This is a genomic window from Pseudomonas sp. FSL R10-1339, assembly GCF_009600545.1.
GTDB lineage: Bacteria > Pseudomonadota > Gammaproteobacteria > Pseudomonadales > Pseudomonadaceae > Aquipseudomonas > Aquipseudomonas bubulae.
In genome coordinates, this window is the sequence record NZ_WIVQ01000002.1 from 31,168 (window position 1) to 51,285 (window position 20,118).

Consider the following 20,118-nt stretch of genomic DNA (forward strand, 5'->3'; position numbering starts at 1 on the left):
GGGAGCGGGCTTGCTCGCGATGCAGGCACCGCGGTCGCCAGACAAACCGGAATGTTGCAATCACGATAAGCCCGCGCCACAGGGATGTGAAGTTTTCCAACGCCCACAAAAAAACCCGCAGCGACGGCGGGTTTTTTCTTCAAGCATGCAAGCGGTCCTTATCCTTAGATAGGACGGCTGCCGTACTTGTTGTCAGGCTTTTTGGGCGGGTCAGCCACCACATTGGCCTCAACTTCCTGCACCTTGCCGCCCTTGGACAAAAACTCTTCCATGGCGCGGGCCAGAGCATCACGCTCCTTGTTTTTGGCTTCTACGCTCGGCAGGTCATCAACCGACACAGCGGCCTTTGACTTGCCTTTGGCCGCAGGGGCCGGCGCATCATCGCCACCATCGTCGTCTGCAACATCCTCGGCGGCCGTTTCCAGGCCCTCTTCGGTATCGTCGTCTTCGCCTACTTCGAGGTCATCGTTTTCCAGATCGTCGTCGCTCATGTTCTACCCCATGACATACGTATAGCAGATTAGTTATAGACCAGCTGTGGCGACTGTCGACCACCGCTGGTGAAAAAGTAGCCTTGGGCAAACCGCGGCTTACGCCTCTTCATCGTTGTAAGGTGAAGAGGGTTTGGCGAATACCACCATCATTACGGCATCCGCCTGAATTAACACCTCGCCAGGCGCCCTGTGCCGAATGCTCCAGCACACGGATCACGGGCCTTGAAAGCGTCGGGAGATCATCCTCGCCTTCGTCGTACTCGAGCATTGTTTTCTGCCCTCGGCGCGCATTCTAGCGTGCTGAAGAAAAAAGCAAAGCGGCTAATAGTCGAGTTGTGTCGCAAGCACGGGTCGCATAAACAAGCGTAGAACTTCGCAACCCCAATAACCTGTAGGGGAAATCATTTCATAGCACCGAATATCGCCTTATTACCGGCAAAAAAAAACCCGGCACGCCGGGTTTTTTTATAGAGGGAACCTTACAGGTTGTAACCACGCTCGTTGTGCTGAGCCAGGTCGAGGCCCACAGCCTCTTCCTCTTCTGTCACGCGCAGCCCCATCACGGCATCCAGTACCTTGAGGATGATGAAGGTGACGATCGCGGTGTAGACCACAGTGAAGGCTACGCCCTTGAACTGGATCCAGACTTGCGCTGCGATGTCGGTCACGGTGCCGAAGCCGCCCAGTGACGGGGCTGCAAACACGCCGGTGAGGATTGCACCGACGATACCGCCGATACCGTGCACACCGAACGCATCCAGCGAGTCATCGTAGCCCAGCTTGCGCTTGAGGCTGGTGGCGCAGAAGAAGCAGATCACGCCAGCCGACAAGCCGATCACCACCGAGCCCATCGGGCCTACGGTGCCGGCAGCCGGGGTGATTGCCACCAGGCCTGCTACCACGCCCGAGGCGATGCCCAGTGCGCTAGGTTTGCCATGGGTAATCCACTCGGCAAACATCCAGCCCAGGGCTGCGGCTGCGGTGGCGATCTGGGTCACCAGCATGGCCATGCCGGCAGTACCGTTGGCGGCCGCTGCAGAGCCTGCGTTGAAGCCGAACCAGCCGATCCACAGCATGGCAGCGCCCACCAGGGTGTAACCCAGGTTGTGTGGCGCCATCGGGGTGCTTGGGTAGCCTTTGCGCTTGCCGAGCACGATGCACGCTACCAGGCCGGCGATACCGGCGTTGATATGCACCACAGTGCCGCCCGCAAAGTCGAGTACGCCCCAGTCCCACAGCAGGCCGCCGTTGCCGCTCCACACCATGTGCGCAATCGGTGCGTACACCAGGGTGAACCACACGCCCATGAAGATCAGCATGGCGGAGAATTTCATGCGCTCTGCAAAGGCACCGACGATCAGCGCCGGGGTGATGATGGCGAAGGTCATCTGGAAGGTGATGAACACGGCTTCCGGGAACAGCGCGGTGGATGAGGTCAGGCTTTCAGGCGTTACACCCGCCAGGAATGCTTTGCCAAACCCGCCGATAAAGGAATTGAAGTTGGTGACGCCCTGCTCCATGCCCGTGGTGTCGAACGTGATGCTGTAGCCGTAAATGACCCACAGAATGCTGATCAGACCGGTAATGGCGAAGCACTGCATCATCACGGAAAGAATGTTTTTGGAGCGCACCATGCCGCCATAGAACAGCGCCAGGCCGGGAATGGTCATAAACAGCACCAAGGCTGTAGCAGTCAGCATCCAGGCGGTGTCGCCGGAGTTGAGGACTGGAGCAGCCACTCCGTCTGCCGCCATGGCCAGGCCAGGCATTACGACGGACAACAGGGCTCCGAGCCCTGCGATTTTACGCAGAGTCATAGTGTTTTCTCCTGGGGCGTTGGGTTTGGCGGCTTAGATTGCGTCGGTATCGGTTTCGCCGGTACGGATGCGAATAGCCTGTTCCAGATTGACTACGAAAATCTTGCCGTCACCAATCTTGCCGGTGTTGGCAGCCTTGGTGATCGCCTCGATAACCCGATCAAGATCCTTGTCGTCAATGGCGACATCAATCTTCACCTTTGGCAGAAAATCGACCACATATTCCGCACCGCGATACAGCTCGGTATGGCCCTTCTGACGGCCGAAGCCTTTGACCTCAGTAACGGTAATGCCTTGTACGCCGATCTCAGACAGCGACTCGCGCACGTCATCCAACTTGAACGGCTTGATAATGGCGGTGACTAGCTTCATGAAACTTCTCCCGAATTGGTGGACTTGCCCCAGGAAAACAAACCCGGCTCAAGTCTAAGCGCAGTGTCTGGCTTTGTAACGCATCGTCAGCCTTCTTCAGGCTGTACAACGTGTGTAAATCGCTGGTGACGAAAACACTCCTTGAACCACCTGCCGCACTGCCTTCGTCACAGCTACTGCATCAGTGCATGAGTCATGTTGGTCTTAGCAGAAACCTTGCCATGTCTGGAAAAATCAATAATTACAGCGATTTAGAGGAAGTTGATGGCTTTTTGCCTGATTTCTCGGGGTATTTGTGCTCGAAGATGGTGCGAAGCTTGCGGGGGTGGTGCGCGAAAAATGTGCAGAAAGCCCCCGCCAATGGGGGCCTACACCCCGTGATACACTCGTAACCATCAGTTTTAAGGACCTTATCCATGCTCGCGCCCAAAGATTTTCTCGACGCCCTTGGCGGCCATGCCTCCCGCTTGTTCAGTGGCGAAACCGCGCTGCCGCGCAATGAAATCGAAAGCCAGTTCAAAGCCTTGCTGCAAAGCGGTTTCAGCAAGCTTGATCTGGTGAGCCGCGAAGAGTTCGACAGCCAGATGGTGGTTTTGGCGCGCACCCGTGCTCGCCTCGAAAGCCTGGAGGCCAAAGTGGCCGAAATGGAAGCAAGGCTGTTGCCGCCGAGCGAATAACGCTCAAAGGCGGTGCATTCGCCTGTATTAACAAGGATGTTTTTATATGCTGGTGATGAACCCGCTAGTGCCCGAGATGATCGTCTCGGACCTTTCGCGCAGTCTGCATTTTTACTGTGAAGTGCTCGGTTTCAAGATCGAGTACCAACGGCCCGAGCATCTTTTTGCGTTTCTGTCATTCCATGGCAGCCAGTTGATGCTGGAACAGGACGACCTCGAAGAGTCTTCCTGGCGGGTCGGCCCGCTGGAGCAGCCGTTCGGCCGGGGCATGAACCTGTCGATCAAATGCCCGGATGCCGATTGCCTGATCGAGCGCCTGCAAGCCGCTGGCCATACCCTGCGCAAACCCCTGGAAGAACGCTGGTACCGCAGCAATGAAGTGCTGTTTGGCGAGTGCAACTTTTTGGTGCTCGACCCCGATGGCTATTTGTTGCGCTTTGCCGAGGATCTGGGGACCCGAGCCCTGGAGCAGTGAGTCAGGCGCAGTGGTGAATGGGTTGCACCTGTTCGCGAATCGCTGCACCGCGGTCGATTTCTGCCGTGCGCAGGTCGTAAGTGGTTTGCAGGTTAAGCCAGAACTCCGGGGTGGTTGCCAGGCAAATTGACAGGCGCAGTGCCATATCGGCACTGACGCCACGGCGCTGCAGCACGATATCGTTGACCGTCGGCGCGGACACCCCCAGCGCCCTGGCCAAAGCAGCAGACGAGAGGCTCAGGGGCTCAAGGTATTCTTCCTTGAGAACTTCACCCGGGTGAACCGGGCGCATGCCATTTTTGATCATGATGACCTCAGTGGTAATCAGCTATTTCTACTGCTTCAGGGCCATTGGCGCCCCAGACGAAGCAGATTCGCCATTGTGCGTTGATGCGGATGCTGTACTGGCCCTTGCGTGTACCGCTGAGAGCCTCGAGCCGGTTGCCAGGTGGTGACGCTAGATCTGTCAGCACGCTTGCAGCGTCCAGCATGGTTAATTTTCGTTCAATTACATTGAGAATGTCTGACCATAAGCGCGTCTTGCCATTTCGATACAGACTTTCAGTTCTGTTGCATTTAAAACTTACAATCGTGATTAATGAATAACGTTATTGATTAATCATAGGGTCTTATAATTTTTTCGCCACCGCACTTTGGCAGTTCGTTGGCCGTGCTCCCATACCCGTTAACATCCCGTATCCATTCCATGCCTGCCCCTGGCTTGAGATTCGCGCACCATGGTTTTTTTGCGAACTCAAGGAATGAGTCATGGCTCTGGCGATTGTTTACAGCCGCGCCCAGGTGGGCGTCGAGGCGCCTGCCGTTACGGTCGAAGCGCATCTGGCCAATGGGTTGCCTGCGTTGACGCTGGTTGGTTTGCCCGAAACAGCGGTCAAGGAAAGTAAAGACCGGGTACGCAGCGCAATCATCAACTCCACCCTGGATTTCCCGGCCCGGCGTATCACCCTCAACCTCGCGCCCGCCGACCTGCCCAAGGACGGCGGGCGTTTTGATGTGGCCATTGCCCTGGGCATTTTGGCGGCCAGCGGGCAACTGCCGGCTGTGGCGCTGGAGCAGGTGGAGTGTTTGGGCGAACTGGCGCTATCGGGCGCAATCAGGCCAGTGCAGGGCATATTGCCTGCCGCCCTGGCAGCAAGGGCCGCAGGCCGGGCGCTGGTGGTACCGCAGGCCAATGCCGAAGAAGCCTGCCTGGCCTGCGGGCTGACAGTAATTGCGGCCGAGCACTTGTTGCAGTTGGTGGCCCATTTCGCAGGTCGGGAGGTGATAGAGCCCTATATCCCCAGCGGCTTGCTGCATATCAGCAAACCCTATCCCGACCTGAGCGATGTCCAAGGGCAGCTTTCGGCCAAACGGGCATTGCTGGTCGCTGCTGCTGGCAGTCACAACCTGCTGTTTACCGGGCCGCCGGGCACGGGTAAAACCTTGCTGGCCAGCCGCCTGCCCGGCTTGTTGCCACCGCTCAATGAGCAAGAGGCGCTGGAAGTGGCCGCCATTCAGTCAGTGGCCAGCCAGGTGCCATTGAACTGCTGGCCACAGCGACCGTTTCGCCAACCTCATCATTCGGCCTCGGGGCCGGCGCTGGTGGGCGGCGGCTCCAAACCGCGGCCCGGGGAAATAACCCTGGCCCATCACGGCGTATTGTTTCTGGATGAGCTTCCCGAGTTTGATCGCAAGGTTCTGGAAGTCTTGCGAGAGCCCATGGAAAGCGGCTTTATCGTGATTGCACGGGCGAAAGATCGCATGCGTTTTCCGGCGCGCTTCCAACTGGTTGCGGCGATGAATCCCTGCCCCTGTGGATATCTTGGCGAACCCACTGGCCGCTGCCGCTGTACACCGGAGCAAATCCAGCGCTATCGCAACAAACTTTCCGGCCCGTTGCTCGATCGCATCGACCTGCACCTGACCGTAGCCCGCGAGACCACCTCTCTCAACCCGCCGCTTGCCTCAGGTGACACCACGGCCAACGCCGCCGGGCTTGTGGCTGCAGCGCGTGAGCGCCAACTGCAACGTCAGGGCTGCGCCAATGCCTTTCTCGATCTGCCGGGCGTGCGAACCCAATGCCGCTTGAGCGATATGGATAACAGCTGGCTGGAGGCGGCTTGCGAGCGCATGACCTTGTCACTGCGAGCGGCACACCGACTGCTGAAAGTGGCAAGGACCCTGGCGGACCTGGAGCAGGCACACAATATAGAGCGCAAGCATCTCGCAGAGGCGTTGCAATATCGGCCATTCAGTGGCTGATTATGGCGGTCAGTGCAACTGCTCAACGGTTGGCAACACCATGGCGGCGACTTCCTGCTGCAAAAAGTCGCTGAGCCGACGCAAACGCTCGCCCCCGGGACGGGTCTTGGGCCAAACCAGATAGTAATTATCGCCGCTGGCCACGGCAGCAGGGAACGGCAGGCTCAGGCGCCCCTGGGCAACGTCTTCGGCCACCATCAACAAATCCCCCATGGAAATGCCGTAGCCCCGGGCGGCGGCAATCATGCCCAGCTCCAGGGTGTCGAAAACTTGCCCGCCCTTGAGTGACACTTGCCCGCCCAGGCCCATGCAGTCGAGCCAACGCCGCCAGTCGCGGCGGTCAGGCGTAGGGTGCAGCAGCTCAGTGCTCGCCAGGCGTGTGACGTCCCATGGCGCGTCGCCCTGAATGGCGGGCGCACCGACCGGGATCAGCATCTCCGGGAACAGCAGCGTGGCCTCCCAGTCAGGCGGAAAGTGGCCGTTGCTCAACAGCACAGCACAGTCGAATGGCTCGTGATTGAAATCCACGTGGTCAATGTCCATCCAGGCACTGGTCAGTTGCACCTCATTGCCGCTCTGCAAGTGGCGAAAGCGGCTCAGGCGGGCCAATAACCAGCGCATGGTCAGGGTCGAGGGGGCTTTCATGCGCAAGATGTCATCTTCGGCGCGCAAGGTCGTACAGGCGCGCTCCAGGGCGGCAAAGCCTTCGCGCACTCCCGGCAGCAGCAAACGCGCGGCTTCGGTGAGTTGCAGGCTGCGCCCGCTGCGCTGAAATAACCGGCAGGCGAAATGCGCTTCCAGGGTTTTGATATGGCGACTGACAGCGCTCTGGGTAATGGACAACTCTTCGCCCGCCCGGGTGAATGAACTATGGCGAGCTGCAGCCTCAAAGGCGCGCAAGGCGTAAAGCGGAGGAAGGCTACGAGCCATTACTCATATTCCTATAGCTCAAAAGGTGATGGCACAGAAGGCAAGATCAACCATGAGTTTAAATCATGCCAATGATCGTTTTTATCCCTTTGCTTAAAACACTCAACGCGCCGAGAATCAAGCCTTTCAACGCACCTATAGAAATTTCTACAATGACCAAACAGCATCCTGCACGTATCGAACTCTCGGCCATTATGAGGTTGGCCGGGCCGCTGATCGCTTCGCAGCTGGCTCACATGCTGATGGTACTCACCGATACCCTGATGATGGCGCGCTTGAGCCCGGAGGCTCTGGCTGGCGGGAGCCTGGGAGCGGCCAGCTACTCGTTCGTGTCGATTTTCTGCATTGGCGTCATCGCTGCCGTGGGCACGCTGGTGTCGATTCGCCAGGGTGCAGGGGATATCGAAGGGGCGACCCGCCTGACTCAGGCCGGGTTGTGGCTCGCTTGGGCACTGGCGCTGGGCGGCGCGGTAATGCTGTGGAATATCAAACCGCTATTGTTGCTGTTTGGCCAGACGCCCACCAACGTTGAAGCGGCTGGCCAGTTTCTGCTGCTGCTACCGTTTGCCCTGCCCGGCTATATGACTTTTATGGCCCTGCGCGGCTTTACCAGTGCAATGGGCCGGGCCACACCGGTGATGGTGATCAGCCTGATCGGTACCGTGGCCAACTTTGTGCTCAATTACGCGCTGATTACCGGCATGTTCGGCCTGCCAAAACTGGGCTTGATGGGTATCGGCCTGGTCACGGCGATTGTGGCGACCTGCATGGCGCTGGGGTTGGCCTGGCATATCCATCGGCATCCGGCCTACAACGCGTACCCGATCAGCAAGGGCCTGTCGCGGATCAATCTGACTTATCTGCGGGAACTGTGGCGGCTCGGCCTGCCGATTGGCGGGACCTATGCCGTGGAAGTCGGTTTGTTTGCCTTCGCAGCACTGTGCATGGGCACCATGGGCAGCACACAGCTGGCAGCGCACCAGATCGCACTGCAAATCGTATCGGTGGCATTTATGGTACCTGCAGGCATGTCGTATGCGATCACCATGCGTATTGGCCAGCACTATGGTGGTGGTGACTTGCAGCGGGCGCGGCTGGCAGGACGGGTCGGTATCGGTTTTGGTGCATGTGTGATGCTCGGGTTTTCCGTGGTGTTCTGGTTTTGGCCAAGGGATCTGGTGGGGTTGTTCCTCGATTACAACGACCCTGCATTCCGTCCGGTATTTGAGCTGGCCGTCAGCCTGCTGGCGGTAGCGGCATGGTTTGAGCTGTTTGATGGCGCACAAACCATCGCCATGGGCGCGATTCGCGGGCTCAAGGATGCCAAGACCACCTTTCTGGTGGGGCTGTTCTGCTATTGGGTGATTGGCGCGCCAATGGCCTGGATGCTGGCCTTTACCTTCGGTTGGGGCCCGGCAGGTGTCTGGTGGGGGCTGGCGACGGGCCTGGCCTGTGCAGCGATCAGCTTGACCCTGGCGTTCGAGTGGAAGGTACGGCGCATGATCAAGCTGGAGCGCAAGGCGGCCAAAGTGGCGGGCGTAGCTGTGTAGCAGCTGCCGAAGGAACGAGGCTGCTACGGAAGTTTTTCTTAAGCCCTAGAGCGCAATTGGCACCTGCTGCCCGGCCCCAAACGTCAAATACTCCACCAGTTCGGCCAGCGGCAGCGGCTTGCTGATGAAGTAGCCCTGCACCTGATCGCAGCCAAAATCACGCAAAAGAGCACGCTGTTCGGGAGTTTCGACGCCTTCGGCAACCACTTCCAGCTTCAGGTTGTGGGCCAGGTTGATCATGGCGTGGACCAGTTTGCGGTTCTCTTCGCGGCTTTCCATGCCGCCCACAAAGCTTTTGTCGATCTTGAGCAGCGTAATCGGCAGGCTATTGAGGTGCACAAACGATGAAAAACCCGTACCGAAATCATCCAGCGAAAAACGCACACCCAGTCGGCCCAGGGCATCCATGGTCTGTTTGACCAGATCACTGCGCCGCATCACGGCCGTTTCGGTCAGCTCGAACTCCAGCCACTGTGCTTCTACGCCGCGTTCGCTGATCAGGCGGCTGAGGGTCGAAAGCAACTGGCTGTCCTGAAACTGGCGAAACGACAGGTTGACCGCCATGTGCAGCGGCTCAAGCCCGCGTTCGCGCAACGCCTGCATATCCCGCAGGGCACGGGAGATAACCCAGTACCCCAGCGGCACAATCAGCCCGCTTTGCTCGGCCAAAGGCACGAACTCACTCGGAGCCAACAGGCCACGCTCGGCATGGCGCCAGCGCACCAGCGCTTCCAGCCCGACGATCTGCCCCGTGCCAAGATCCAGGCGCGGCTGGTAATGCAGTTCCAGTTCGTCACGGCGCAACGCCCGGCGCAACTCGCTTTCGAGGTCGGCCAGGCTGCGGGCATTGCGATTGATACGCTCGTTGAATACGTGGAAGGTACAGCCCTGGGTGCTTTTGGCCTGTTGCATGGCAATGTGCGCGTGCCACATCAACGGGTCGGCCCCGGCGTTGGCGCGGGCATGGGCAATACCCAGGCTGCAGCCGATCAACAGGCTTTCGCCGTCGACCCAGTAGGGCTCGGCCATCACCTCGGTAATGCGCTCGGCCATCCATTCGGCACGCTCGGGCGCGCGATGGGTATTGATCAACAGGGCGAATTCATCACTGCCAAGACGGGCCAGTTGGTCACCCGCTTCAAGCTGGCTTTTGAGGCGCGCCACTACTTGCAGGATCAGGCGGTCGCCAGCCTGATGGCCCAATGCATCGTTGGCGTGACGAAAGTTGTCCAGGTCCAGATGGCCCAAGGCAATGCCACGGCCGTCACTTTCGGCCAGACGCACGGCCAGCAGGGTCTGGAAGCCTTGCCTGTTGGCAATGCCGGTCAGTGGATCCTCTTCGGCGAGGCGCTGCAAGGTGTGTTCCAGCAGGCCGCGTTCACGCACATGGCGCAGACAGCGGCGCAGTACATCGCCCGTCAGGCTGGCGCCGACCAGCCAGTCGCTGACGCCCGCTGGAGCGCTATCAGGCTCGCTGTCGAGCAGCAAAACCGTGGGCAGGCGGCAGCGGCCCGCTGGGGGCTGCAGGGCCGGGGTCGTCAGGAGCAGCGCATTGCGATCGTTTTCGAACAGATGGCTGACAGACTCCCAGCTCGGCGCGCATATCAGGACGGCCGCACTTCCCATTGGCGCCAGACACTCGCGCAACAACGCTGCCCAAGATGGCTCTTCGGCCAATAGCAGCAAACGCAAGGGTTCGACAGGCGTAGACAAGCTAGCTCCCTAGACTCTGCAAAAATTCGGGCAGTGGGCATTATGACGTGCCGGCAACCAATGGCAATGACACTGGTTATCAAATACTTATTTGCTGCATTAACCCTACGGTAGCTGGAAATACTCTTTACATCCTGTGCGAAAGTAACAAAAGCAGTAAATTTAAAGGATGTGGCATGTCACACCGTCGCACAGAGGCAGCAATATTTGCTCAGCCTGTTAAAATGCCCGCCCTTTTTACAAACGACCCCTGATCTCGTCATGTCCCGACTCAATCCCCGGCAGCAAGAAGCCGTGAGCTACGTCGGCGGCCCTCTATTGGTGCTCGCCGGCGCAGGCTCCGGCAAAACCAGCGTGATTACCCGCAAAATCGCGCACCTGATCCAGAACTGTGGCATCCGTGCCCAATACATCGTCGCCATGACCTTTACCAACAAAGCCGCCCGCGAGATGAAAGAGCGTGTCGGCACCCTGCTTAAAAAGGGTGAAGGCCGCGGCTTGACGGTGTGCACGTTCCACAACCTGGGCCTCAACATCATCCGCAAGGAGCACGCGCGGCTGGGCTATAAGCCCGGCTTCTCGATCTTTGACGAGGCTGACGTCAAGGCGCTGATGGCCGACATCATGCAAAAGGAATATTCGGGCGACGACGGGGTCGACGAAATCAAGAACATGATCGGCTCGTGGAAAAACGACCTGATCCTGCCGCCCCAGGCTCTGGAAAACGCGCGCAACCCCAAGGAGCAGACCGCAGCCATCGTCTACACCCACTACCAGCGCACGCTCAAGGCCTACAACGCGGTGGACTTTGACGACCTGATCCTGCTGCCGGTCAAGCTGTTCGAAGAACATGCCGACATTCTGGAAAAGTGGCAGAACAAGGTGCGTTACCTGCTGGTGGACGAATATCAGGACACCAACGCCAGTCAGTATCTGCTGGTTAAATACCTGATCGGCAAGCGCAACCAGTTCACCGTGGTAGGTGACGACGACCAGTCGATCTACGCCTGGCGCGGCGCTCGCCCGGAAAACCTGATGCTGCTCAAGGATGATTACCCGTCCTTGAAAGTGGTGATGCTGGAGCAAAACTACCGCTCCACCAGCCGTATTCTGCGCTGCGCCAATATCCTGATTGCCAACAACCCGCACGAGTTTGAAAAGCAGTTGTGGAGCGAGATGGGCCACGGCGACGAAGTGCGGGTGATCCGCTGCCGCAACGAAGACGCCGAAGCCGAGCGAGTGGCCGTCGAAATCCTCACCCTGCACCTGCGCACCGATCGACCGTACAGCGACTTCGCGATCCTGTACCGCGGGAACTATCAAGCCAAACTGATCGAATTGAAGCTGCAGCACCATCAGATCCCGTACCGTTTGTCGGGCGGCAACAGCTTCTTCGGACGTCAGGAAGTTAAAGACCTGATGGCTTACTTCCGCCTGATCGTAAACCCGGATGACGATAACGCCTTCCTGCGCGTAATCAACGTCCCGCGTCGCGAGATCGGTTCGACTACCCTGGAAAAGCTGGGTAACTACGCGACCGAGAGAAAAATCTCGATGTATGCCGCCACCGATGAAATCGGCCTGGGCGAACATCTGGACGCACGCTTCACTGACCGCCTGGTACGTTTCAAGCGCTTTATGGACCGTGTACGTGAGCATTGCTCGGGCGAAGACCCGATTGCAGCGCTGCGCAGCATGATCATGGACATCGACTACGAAAACTGGCTGCGCACCAACAGCTCCAGCGACAAGGCGGCGGACTACCGCATGTCCAATGTCTGGTTTTTGGTCGAGGCGTTGAAAAACACCCTCGAAAAAGACGAAGACGGCGCCATGACCATCGAGGAAGCCATCGGCAAACTGGTGCTGCGCGACATGCTCGAGCGCCAGCAGGAAGAGGAAGACGGTGCCGAAGGCGTGCAGATGATGACCTTGCACGCCTCCAAGGGTCTGGAATTTCCCTACGTGTTCATCATGGGCATGGAAGAAGAAATCCTCCCGCACCGCTCCAGCATTGAAGCAGACACCATTGAAGAAGAACGGCGCCTGGCCTATGTGGGCATTACCCGTGCCCGTGAGACGCTGGCATTCACCTTTGCCGCCAAGCGTAAACAGTACGGCGAGATCATTGACTGTGCGCCGAGCCGTTTCCTCGATGAGTTACCCCCGGACGATCTGGCCTGGGAAGGCAACGATGACACCCCCACCGAAGTTAAAGCGGTTCGCGGCAATACAGCACTGGCTGATATACGCGCGATGCTAAAACGCTAAAATCGACTATTTTTTACTCTACCTTCAGCGCAAAAGCGCTATTTGAGGACGTTACGTTGGAAGCACTGCACAAGAAAATTCGCGAAGAAGGCATCGTGCTTTCCGATCAGGTTTTGAAAGTCGACGCCTTTTTGAACCATCAGATCGATCCTCAGCTGATGAAGGAAATCGGCGACGAGTTCGCGCGTTTGTTCAAGGATTCGGGCATCACCAAGATCGTCACTATCGAAGCATCGGGTATCGCCCCTGCTGTGATGACTGGCTTGAACTTGGGTGTACCTGTGATTTTTGCGCGTAAGCACCAGTCCCTGACCCTGACTGAAAACCTGCTGTCGGCCACGGTGTATTCGTTCACCAAGCAGACTGAAAGCACCGTTGCGATTTCCCCGCGCCACCTGCAAAGCAGCGACCGCGTGCTGGTGATCGACGACTTCCTGGCCAATGGCAAGGCCTCGCAAGCGCTGATTTCGATCATCAAGCAAGCTGGCGCCACCGTGGCCGGTCTGGGCATCGTGATCGAGAAGTCGTTCCAGGGCGGCCGTGCCGAGCTGGATGCACAGGGCTACCGCGTTGAATCCCTGGCCCGGGTCAAATCCCTGGCGGGCGGTAAAGTGACCTTTATCGAGTAACCCTTTCAGTCCGTAGCAGCTGCCGAGGCACGAAGGCTGCGCCGCCGAACGCAGCCTGGCGGCAGCTGCTACGAAAGGCGCGTCAATTGCTTTTCGCGGTTGCCTGCAGCCCTGCCAGCAGCAAACGCTGGTACAGCTCATCGCGCAACCCGTCGGGTTGTGCGAGCTGCATGCGCTCCAGGTGTTCGGGGAATGCCTGGGGCGAAGGCGCGTCCAGCGTAGCCTTGCCCAGTTGGTACATCTGCGTGAGCTTGAATTTGCTTTTAAGCCAGTTCAACGCTCGCAGCAGGTCTTGCTCCTGCGCGCTGAAATCACTGCCCAGCGGGTATTCCGGGAACAAATGCGGGTGCCGGTCGGCGATCTCCTGCAAACGCTGCGGGCTGTTGTCGGCAAAACGTGGATCAAGGCGAAAGTCCTTGGGCAGCTTGCCCATCAGTTGTGCCTGGGTGGTCAGTTCGGTCTGGAAGCGCGAGTCGGTGATGTTGAGCAGCGCCTCGATGACTTTGCTGTCGGTTTTGCCGCGCAAATCAGCAATCCCGTATTCGGTGACCACAATGTCGCGCAAATGCCGCGGGATGGTGCAGTGACCGTATTCCCAGACAATATTGGAACTTACATCACCGCCCGACTCTCGCCAGCTGCGCAACATGATCACCGAGCGTGCGTCATGCAGGGCATGGCCCTGGGCAACAAAGTTGTATTGCCCGCCGACCCCGCTCAGCACCCGGCCGTCTTCGAGCTGATCAGCCACGGCGGCACCGAGCAAGGTCACGGTGAATGCGCTGTTGACGAAGCGCGCATCACGCCGTTGCAGGCGTTTCAACTCTTCCTGGCCGTATAATTCGTTGATATAGCTGATGGCGGTCATATTGAATTCAAGGCGCTTGCTGTGGGGCAACTCCCTTAGCCGCTGGTAAAAATCGCGGGGGCCGAGGATAAAACCGCCGTGGATGCTGACCCCGTCACCCTGCAAGCTTTCATCCAGGGTGCCCGCATTGGCCTGGGCTTGCCTGTCGGCATCGGGGTAGACCTTGCGTCGCACAATCCCGGCATCGGCCAGCACCATCAGGCCGTGGACAAACATCTCGCTGCAACCATACAGGCCCCGGGCAAATGGCTCGACGCCACCTTGTTGCTCGATCAGCGTGCGCCACTGGGTGATATCGATAGCGTCGAGCAGGTCGCGGTAGCCCTCGTTATCACCCTGGCGTGCGAGCAGGGCTGCACTCAGGGCATCACCCATCGAGCCAATGCCGATCTGCAGGGTGCCGCCGTCGCGTATCAGGGTGCTGGCATGCAGGCCGATCATATGGTCTTGCAGATTGACCGGCATGCTGGGCGTTGAAAACAACGTAGTGTGCTCATCTTCGTCAATCAACAGATCAAAATCGTCGATACTCAGCTCCGAGTCGCCGGGCATATAAGGCAGGTCACCATGTACCTGGCCCAGTATCAGAATGGTCTCCCCCGCCGCACGCCGCTTGGCAATCATGGGCAACAAATCGAGGGTGATATCCGGGTTGCAGCTCAAGCTCAGACGCGCTGCATCCTCGGGGTGTCGAGCAACCAGTTGGGCCACCAGGTTCAGGCCGCTGGCATTGATGTCGCGGGCCGCGTGACTGTAATTGCTGCTGACGTAATCCTGCTGGGCAGGCGGGCTGTTGAGCAAACTGCCCGGCTGCAAAAAGAACTGCTCGACGTGGATGTTGGTGGGCATGCTGTTGTGAAGCAGGTCGGCCAGGTAATCCAGCTCAATGTAATCGCCAAATACCCGCTCGACAAAAGGCTCCAGAAACAACCGTTGCAGTCCGTCCCCAAGTGGGGGGCGGCCCAGACTCAAAGCGGTATAGATCGTCAGTTGGCGTTCGGGCAGCTGCCTGATCCGCTGATACAGCGCATTGACGAAGCGGTTGGCCTTGCCCAGGCCCAGCGGCAGGCCAAGGTGAATATGCATCGGTAACCGCGCCAGCACATCATCGACTGCGCGCTCGATCGAACAGGACTGCACCATCTGATCCTCCTTATCCAGTCTTGAATATAGACGTGATAGCGCAGAGGACGCGGACGAGCTCAAATTTCGGGCACAAAAAAGCCGCCCATCAGCGGCTTTTTCAGAGAAGGTCGGGTTATTTCAAACCGGACATTTTCTCGATGGCGCCTTTTAGCTCTTCATCGGTACAGGTCATGCAAGTGCCTTTTGGCGGCATGGCGTTGATACCGGTGATGGCCTTGGCCAGGATGCCATCAAGGCCGCCCTGATGATCGGCGCGCTCTTTCCAGGCGGCGGTGTCACCGATTTTCGGTGCGCCCAACAAGCCGGTGCCGTGGCAAGCACTGCAGTGCTTGGCAATAATGTCGTCGGGGGTCATGCCACCACCACCGCCTACAGAAGCGGTCACTTCCATCCCTTTGCATTCCTGCCCTTGAACACAGACCTTACCCACTGGCTCAAGACGTTTTGCAATGTCATCGTTCGTTGTTGCCTGAGCGTTGACTGCCCATAGGGCCACTACTGCTGCTGGTACGGCCAGCATTTTCATAATTAGGTTCACGCGTTCACCCTCAATGGTGGCTATTCACGCCCACAACCACGGTTTCGCGGGCGGCGAAAGTATAACGGTTAGCCCGCCTCTCTGAAACAACCCTAAAGACAAAGGGGGAATAGAGCTGGCGAAATGCATCTACGGGTGCCTCTGCAAGCAGACAGGGCGCCTCTGTTCTTAGAAATTCGCCGGGGTGGCTGCGCTGATTAGTCGCGCCGCGACGTCGAACGGATTACGAAAGCGGTGTGGTTTGGAGCTTTCGAAATAATAGCTGTCACCGGCTTCCAGCACGAAGGTCTCAAGACCCACGGTTAACTCTAGGCGACCTTCCACCAAAATCCCGGTTTCTTCGCCTTCATGGGTCAGCATTTCGTCCCCGGTATCGGCGCCCGGTGGATAAATCTCGTTGAGAAAGGCAATGGCCCGGCTCGGATGTGCCTTGCCCACCAGTTTCATGGTCACCGCACCGTCGGAAATGTCGATCAGCTCATTGGCTTTGTAGACAATTTGAGTTGGGTTTTCTTGAAGGATTTCTTCGGAAAAAAACTCGACCATGGACATGGGGATGCCACTCAGCACTTTTCGCAGGGAGCTTATGGACGGGCTCACGCTGTTCTTTTCGATCATCGAAATGGTGCTGTTGGTGACGCCCGCGCGCTTGGCGAGTTCACGCTGCGACAGGCCTTTGAGTTTGCGGATGGATTGCAGTCGTTCACCGACGTCCAATGCGGGAGCCTCCTGGGGGTCAGATTCGGGTCGAGAAGCCGCCATCATGGCGATAGCGTTCAGTATTTACAACACTTCGACTTCAAACCCGGACGCCCATTCGCCCCTGCATATTGGATACAACCCATCAGTTACCGGAATAGAGCCGTGGAACGCGTTTGAGGTTGCAGAAAATCTGGTAAGGAATGGTATCTGCTGCAGTGGCCACTTCGCTGGCGAGAATGTTTTTACCCCACAACTCGACCGTCGAACCCAGGCCCGCTTGCGGCACATCGGTGAGGTCGATGCACAGCATGTCCATCGACACACGACCCAGCAACTGGCTGCGCACACCGTCCACAAATACGGGGGTACCGGTGGGTGCCTGGCGCGGGTAGCCGTCGGCATAACCCATGGCCACCACGCCGATTCGCATGGGTTTTGGGGTGATGAACCTGGCACCGTAGCCCACTGGCTCACCGGCGGGCAGTTCGCGCACGCAGATCACTTTGGACTCCAGGGTCATCGCCGGTTGCAAGCGAGAGGCAGTGGCCTGTGGCTCGTCAAATGGCGAGCTGCCATACAACATCAAGCCCGGGCGTACCCAATCACTTGGCACGCGTGGCCAGCCGAGTACGGCCGGCGAGTTGCGCAAGCTGATTTCTGCCGTCAAATCGGCGCGAGCGCCGAGGAACACAGCAACCTGCTCTACGCTTCGAGTGCAATCGAGCTCATCGGCGCGGGCAAAATGGCTCATCAGCACGATTTTCGCCACATTGGCACTGGCCTGCAGACGCTGGTAAGCGGCCTTGTAATCGTTGGGGTGCAAGCCAACGCGGTGCATGCCACTGTCCAGTTTCAGCCACACATGGATGGGTTTGGCGAGTCGGGCCTGCTCGATGGCATCAAGCTGCCACAGCGAATGCACCACACACCAAAAGTCATGTTCGACGATCAGTGGCAGTTCATCCGCTTCAAAAAAACCTTCCAGCAGCAGGATTGGCGCGCGAATACCGGCGGCGCGCAGTTCCAGTGCTTCTTCAATACAGGCCACGGCAAAACCGTCAGCCTCGGCCTCAAGAGCCTGGGCGCAGCGCACGGCACCGTGGCCGTAGGCATCGGCCTTGATCACAGCAAGGGCCTTGGCCCCCGTGACTTCACGGGCCAGTTGGTAATTGTGACGCAGGGCTTGGAGGTCGATCAGGGCACGGGCTGGGCGCATGGCGGCGGGCTTCTAACGGCAAAAGAATAAAAAACGGTGCACACCCGCAGCGTGAACTGCGTGCTGCACCGCAAGAGGGACTGTTACGTGATCAAAAAACTTACGGCAATGCTGCCACAACAGACAGTTCAACCAGGATTTCGGGCTCGCACAGCTTGGCCTCGACAGTTGCGCGGGCCGGCGCTACACCCTTGGGCAGCCATTGGTCCCAGACGCTGTTCATGCCGGTAAAGTCGGCATCGATGTCTTTGAGGTAGATAGTGACCGACAGGATACGGCTTTTATCGGAGCCCGCCAGGTCCAGCAAATGCTCGATATTGGCCAGTGTTTCACGGGTCTGTTGCTCGACCCCGGCGTTCATGTCGTCGCCGACTTGCCCGGACAGGTAGACAGTGCCGTTATGGGTAACGATCTGGCTCATGCGTTCATTGGTGAGCTGGCGCTGGATTGCCATGTTTTGCAGTCTCCTGGTGGTTGCCGTAGCGGGAAATATCAAGGCCTTCGGCGCTGATTTGCGGGGTCTTTTTGGCCATTACGTCCGCGAGGAAACGACCGGAACCGCAGGCCATGGTCCAACCCAGTGTGCCATGCCCGGTGTTCAGGAACAGGTTTTTGAACGGGGTTGCGCCCACAATCGGCGTGCCGTCCGGGGTGGTCGGGCGCAGGCCGGTCCAGAAACTGGCCTGGCTCAGATCACCGCCCTGAGGATAAAGGTCGTTGACGATCATCTCCAGGGTTTCGCGTCGGCGCGGGTTCAGCGACAGGTCAAAACCGGCGATTTCAGCCATGCCGCCAACGCGAATGCGGTTGTCGAAACGGGTGATCGCGACCTTGTAGGTCTCATCGAGAATGGTCGAGGTCGGTGCCATGTCCGAATTGGTAATCGGAATGGTCAGCGAGTAGCCCTTGAGCGGGTAAACCGGCGCCTTGATGCCCAGTGGCTTGAGCATTTGCGGCGAGTAGCTGCCCAGTGCCAGTACGTAACGATCGGCAGTTTCGAGTTTGCCGTCGATCATCACGCCATTGATGCGATCACCTGCGTAGTCCAGACGCTGGATATCCTGGCCGAAGCGGAACTCAACACCCAGGTTTTTGGCCATTTCAGCCAGGCGGGTGGTAAACATCTGACAGTCGCCAGTCTGGTCATTGGGCAGGCGCAGGGCGCCGGCCAAAATGTCGGTCACGCTGGCCAGTGCGGGCTCAACCCGGGCAATACCGGCACGGTCGAGCAGTTCGAACGGTACACCGGATTCTTTCAGGACCGCGATGTCCTTGGCGGCGCCATCGAGCTGGGCCTGAGTGCGGAACAGTTGTGTGGTGCCGAGGTTACGGGCTTCGTAGGCAATACCCGTTTCGGCGCGCAGTTCGTCGAGGCAGTCACGGCTGTACTCGGACAGGCGAACCATGCGCTCCTTGTTCACGGCATAGCGGCTGGCGGTGCAGTTGCGCAGCATCTGTGCCATCCACAGGTACTGATCAATGCTGGTCGTGGCCTTGATGGCCAGAGGTGCGTGGCGTTCGAGCAACCACTTGATCGCCTTGAGCGGCACGCCCGGTGCGGCCCACGGCGAAGCGTAGCCCGGGGACACCTGGCCCGCGTTGGCAAAGCTGGTTTCCATTGCAACGGCTGGCTGACGGTCCACGACAACCACATCAAAACCGGCTCGGGCCAGATAATAGGCGCTGGCAGTACCAATAACGCCGCCACCCAATACCATAACTCGCATATTCATTCCCTCATCGCGGCCAGCCGCAGACGTTTATTGTTCGATGCAAAGATGAGCGCAGTATATGAAGCATTGAGCAGTGGTATTCACTGTATAAGAAGCTATATTTGGCGACAATTCTCGGGCATAACCCTTTTCACGGAGGAGAATCTCCTATGCGTACAAATCATCAAACAAAGCGTGAATTGGACAAGATAGATCGCAACATTTTGCGCATCCTCCAGGTCGATGGCCGCATCTCGTTTACCGAGCTGGGAGAGAAGGTTGGGTTGTCGACCACTCCCTGTACCGAACGAGTGCGCAGGCTGGAACGTGAAGGGATCATCATGGGCTACAACGCCCGGCTGAACCCGCAACATCTACAGGGCAGCCTGCTGGTATTTGTGGAAATCAGCCTGGACTACAAATCAGGCGATACCTTTGATGAATTCCGACGCGCCGTGTTGAAGTTGCCCCATGTGCTGGAGTGTCATCTGGTGTCGGGGGACTTCGACTATCTGGTGAAGGCGCGGATCAGCGAGATGGCTTCTTACCGCAAGCTGCTGGGTGACATCTTGCTCAAGCTGCCCCACGTGCGTGAGTCCAAAAGCTATATCGTGATGGAAGAAGTCAAAGAGAGCCTGAATCTGCCGATTGCAGATTGACGGCTTTCCCTTAGAGGGGCTGCGCAGACCGGCTTTTGCCTTTAGTCCCCTCTCCCTCCGGGAGAGGGTCAGGGTGAGGGGGCTCTT

Annotated in this window: 20 protein-coding genes; 7 read left to right on the top strand and 13 right to left on the bottom strand. The window is 58.3% G+C overall.

The annotated features are described in order from the left end of the window. Nucleotides 1–164: 164 nt before the first annotated feature. The 3 genes from sutA to glnK form a co-directional block, all read right to left on the bottom strand. Nucleotides 165–491 (bottom strand): transcriptional regulator SutA, encoded by a 327-nt coding sequence (gene sutA, locus GHO03_RS01550; RefSeq protein WP_094999745.1) that lies wholly within the window; start codon nt 489–491, stop codon nt 165–167. Between the two features lie 482 nt (nt 492–973). Next, the gene (locus GHO03_RS01555) at nt 974–2,311 is read right to left on the bottom strand and encodes an ammonium transporter (RefSeq protein ID WP_153398966.1); all 1,338 of its coding nucleotides are present in this window, start codon (nt 2,309–2,311) and stop codon (nt 974–976) included. 33 nt (nt 2,312–2,344) lie between these two features. Next, complete coding sequence (gene glnK, locus GHO03_RS01560) at nt 2,345–2,683, bottom strand: P-II family nitrogen regulator (protein WP_002555808.1); 339 nt, start codon at nt 2,681–2,683, stop codon at nt 2,345–2,347. Between the two features lie 416 nt (nt 2,684–3,099). Here glnK and GHO03_RS01565 point away from each other — a divergent pair, with 416 nt between their 5' ends. Both GHO03_RS01565 and GHO03_RS01570 read left to right on the top strand, forming a co-directional pair. Next, entirely contained in the window at nt 3,100–3,360 is a 261-nt protein-coding gene (locus GHO03_RS01565; protein WP_094999743.1) for an accessory factor UbiK family protein, read from the top strand. A 46-nt stretch (nt 3,361–3,406) separates the two neighbouring features. Beyond that, entirely contained in the window at nt 3,407–3,835 is a 429-nt protein-coding gene (locus tag GHO03_RS01570; RefSeq protein ID WP_095017856.1) for a VOC family protein, read from the top strand. Nucleotide 3,836: 1 nt separating this feature from the next. Here GHO03_RS01570 and GHO03_RS01575 read toward each other — a convergent pair whose 3' ends face one another. Next, nucleotides 3,837–4,142, bottom strand: coding sequence for a HigA family addiction module antitoxin (locus GHO03_RS01575; protein WP_094999741.1), 306 nt, complete (start codon nt 4,140–4,142; stop codon nt 3,837–3,839). A 7-nt stretch (nt 4,143–4,149) separates the two neighbouring features. After that, nucleotides 4,150–4,425: a type II toxin-antitoxin system RelE/ParE family toxin gene (locus GHO03_RS01580; RefSeq protein ID WP_372241698.1), complete on the bottom strand. Its 276-nt coding sequence runs from the start codon at nt 4,423–4,425 to the stop codon at nt 4,150–4,152. Between the two features lie 178 nt (nt 4,426–4,603). Here GHO03_RS01580 and GHO03_RS01585 point away from each other — a divergent pair, with 178 nt between their 5' ends. Continuing rightward, nucleotides 4,604–6,097 carry a YifB family Mg chelatase-like AAA ATPase gene (locus GHO03_RS01585; protein ID WP_095020503.1) on the top strand — a complete coding sequence of 498 codons (1,494 nt, stop codon included), beginning with the start codon at nt 4,604–4,606 and terminating at the stop codon, nt 6,095–6,097. A 9-nt stretch (nt 6,098–6,106) separates the two neighbouring features. Here GHO03_RS01585 and GHO03_RS01590 read toward each other — a convergent pair whose 3' ends face one another. Beyond that, nucleotides 6,107–7,027 carry a LysR substrate-binding domain-containing protein gene (locus GHO03_RS01590; RefSeq protein WP_094999739.1) on the bottom strand — a complete coding sequence of 307 codons (921 nt, stop codon included), beginning with the start codon at nt 7,025–7,027 and terminating at the stop codon, nt 6,107–6,109. Nucleotides 7,028–7,179: 152 nt separating this feature from the next. Between GHO03_RS01590 and GHO03_RS01595 the strand changes: the two genes are divergently transcribed. Continuing rightward, on the top strand, nt 7,180–8,577 hold the full coding sequence (locus GHO03_RS01595) for a NorM family multidrug efflux MATE transporter (RefSeq protein WP_095026821.1): 1,398 nt from the start codon (nt 7,180–7,182) through the stop codon (nt 8,575–8,577). A 45-nt stretch (nt 8,578–8,622) separates the two neighbouring features. On the opposite strand, the gene GHO03_RS01600 is transcribed toward GHO03_RS01595, so the two are convergent. Continuing rightward, nucleotides 8,623–10,290 (bottom strand): bifunctional diguanylate cyclase/phosphodiesterase, encoded by a 1,668-nt coding sequence (locus tag GHO03_RS01600; RefSeq protein WP_153398972.1) that lies wholly within the window; start codon nt 10,288–10,290, stop codon nt 8,623–8,625. Between the two features lie 261 nt (nt 10,291–10,551). On the opposite strand from GHO03_RS01600, the gene rep reads away from it, so the two are divergent. After that, nucleotides 10,552–12,561 (top strand): DNA helicase Rep, encoded by a 2,010-nt coding sequence (gene rep, locus GHO03_RS01605; RefSeq protein ID WP_016782673.1) that lies wholly within the window; start codon nt 10,552–10,554, stop codon nt 12,559–12,561. Nucleotides 12,562–12,617: 56 nt separating this feature from the next. Beyond that, nucleotides 12,618–13,190, top strand: a complete 573-nt coding sequence (locus tag GHO03_RS01610) for a xanthine phosphoribosyltransferase (RefSeq protein ID WP_016782674.1) — start codon at nt 12,618–12,620, stop codon at nt 13,188–13,190. 82 nt (nt 13,191–13,272) lie between these two features. On the opposite strand, the gene GHO03_RS01615 is transcribed toward GHO03_RS01610, so the two are convergent. The 6 genes from GHO03_RS01615 to dadA form a co-directional block, all read right to left on the bottom strand. Next, nucleotides 13,273–15,201, bottom strand: coding sequence for an acetyl-CoA hydrolase/transferase C-terminal domain-containing protein (locus GHO03_RS01615; RefSeq protein ID WP_094999736.1), 1,929 nt, complete (start codon nt 15,199–15,201; stop codon nt 13,273–13,275). A gap of 115 nt (nt 15,202–15,316) precedes the next feature. Next, nucleotides 15,317–15,730, bottom strand: a complete 414-nt coding sequence (locus GHO03_RS01620; protein ID WP_029611629.1) for a cytochrome c5 family protein — start codon at nt 15,728–15,730, stop codon at nt 15,317–15,319. A gap of 180 nt (nt 15,731–15,910) precedes the next feature. Next, the gene (locus GHO03_RS01625) at nt 15,911–16,459 is read right to left on the bottom strand and encodes a cupin domain-containing protein (protein ID WP_016782677.1); all 549 of its coding nucleotides are present in this window, start codon (nt 16,457–16,459) and stop codon (nt 15,911–15,913) included. A 127-nt stretch (nt 16,460–16,586) separates the two neighbouring features. Further along, entirely contained in the window at nt 16,587–17,660 is a 1,074-nt protein-coding gene (alr, locus tag GHO03_RS01630; protein ID WP_153379772.1) for an alanine racemase, read from the bottom strand. 100 nt (nt 17,661–17,760) lie between these two features. Next, nucleotides 17,761–18,114, bottom strand: a complete 354-nt coding sequence (locus GHO03_RS01635) for a RidA family protein (RefSeq protein ID WP_095038491.1) — start codon at nt 18,112–18,114, stop codon at nt 17,761–17,763. Continuing rightward, nucleotides 18,086–19,387: a D-amino acid dehydrogenase gene (dadA, locus tag GHO03_RS01640; protein WP_029611630.1), complete on the bottom strand. Its 1,302-nt coding sequence runs from the start codon at nt 19,385–19,387 to the stop codon at nt 18,086–18,088. Before dadA ends, GHO03_RS01635 begins: the two co-directional genes overlap by 29 nt. A gap of 155 nt (nt 19,388–19,542) precedes the next feature. Here dadA and GHO03_RS01645 point away from each other — a divergent pair, with 155 nt between their 5' ends. Then, nucleotides 19,543–20,031 (top strand): Lrp/AsnC ligand binding domain-containing protein, encoded by a 489-nt coding sequence (locus GHO03_RS01645; RefSeq protein ID WP_016782681.1) that lies wholly within the window; start codon nt 19,543–19,545, stop codon nt 20,029–20,031. Nucleotides 20,032–20,118 lie beyond the last annotated feature (87 nt).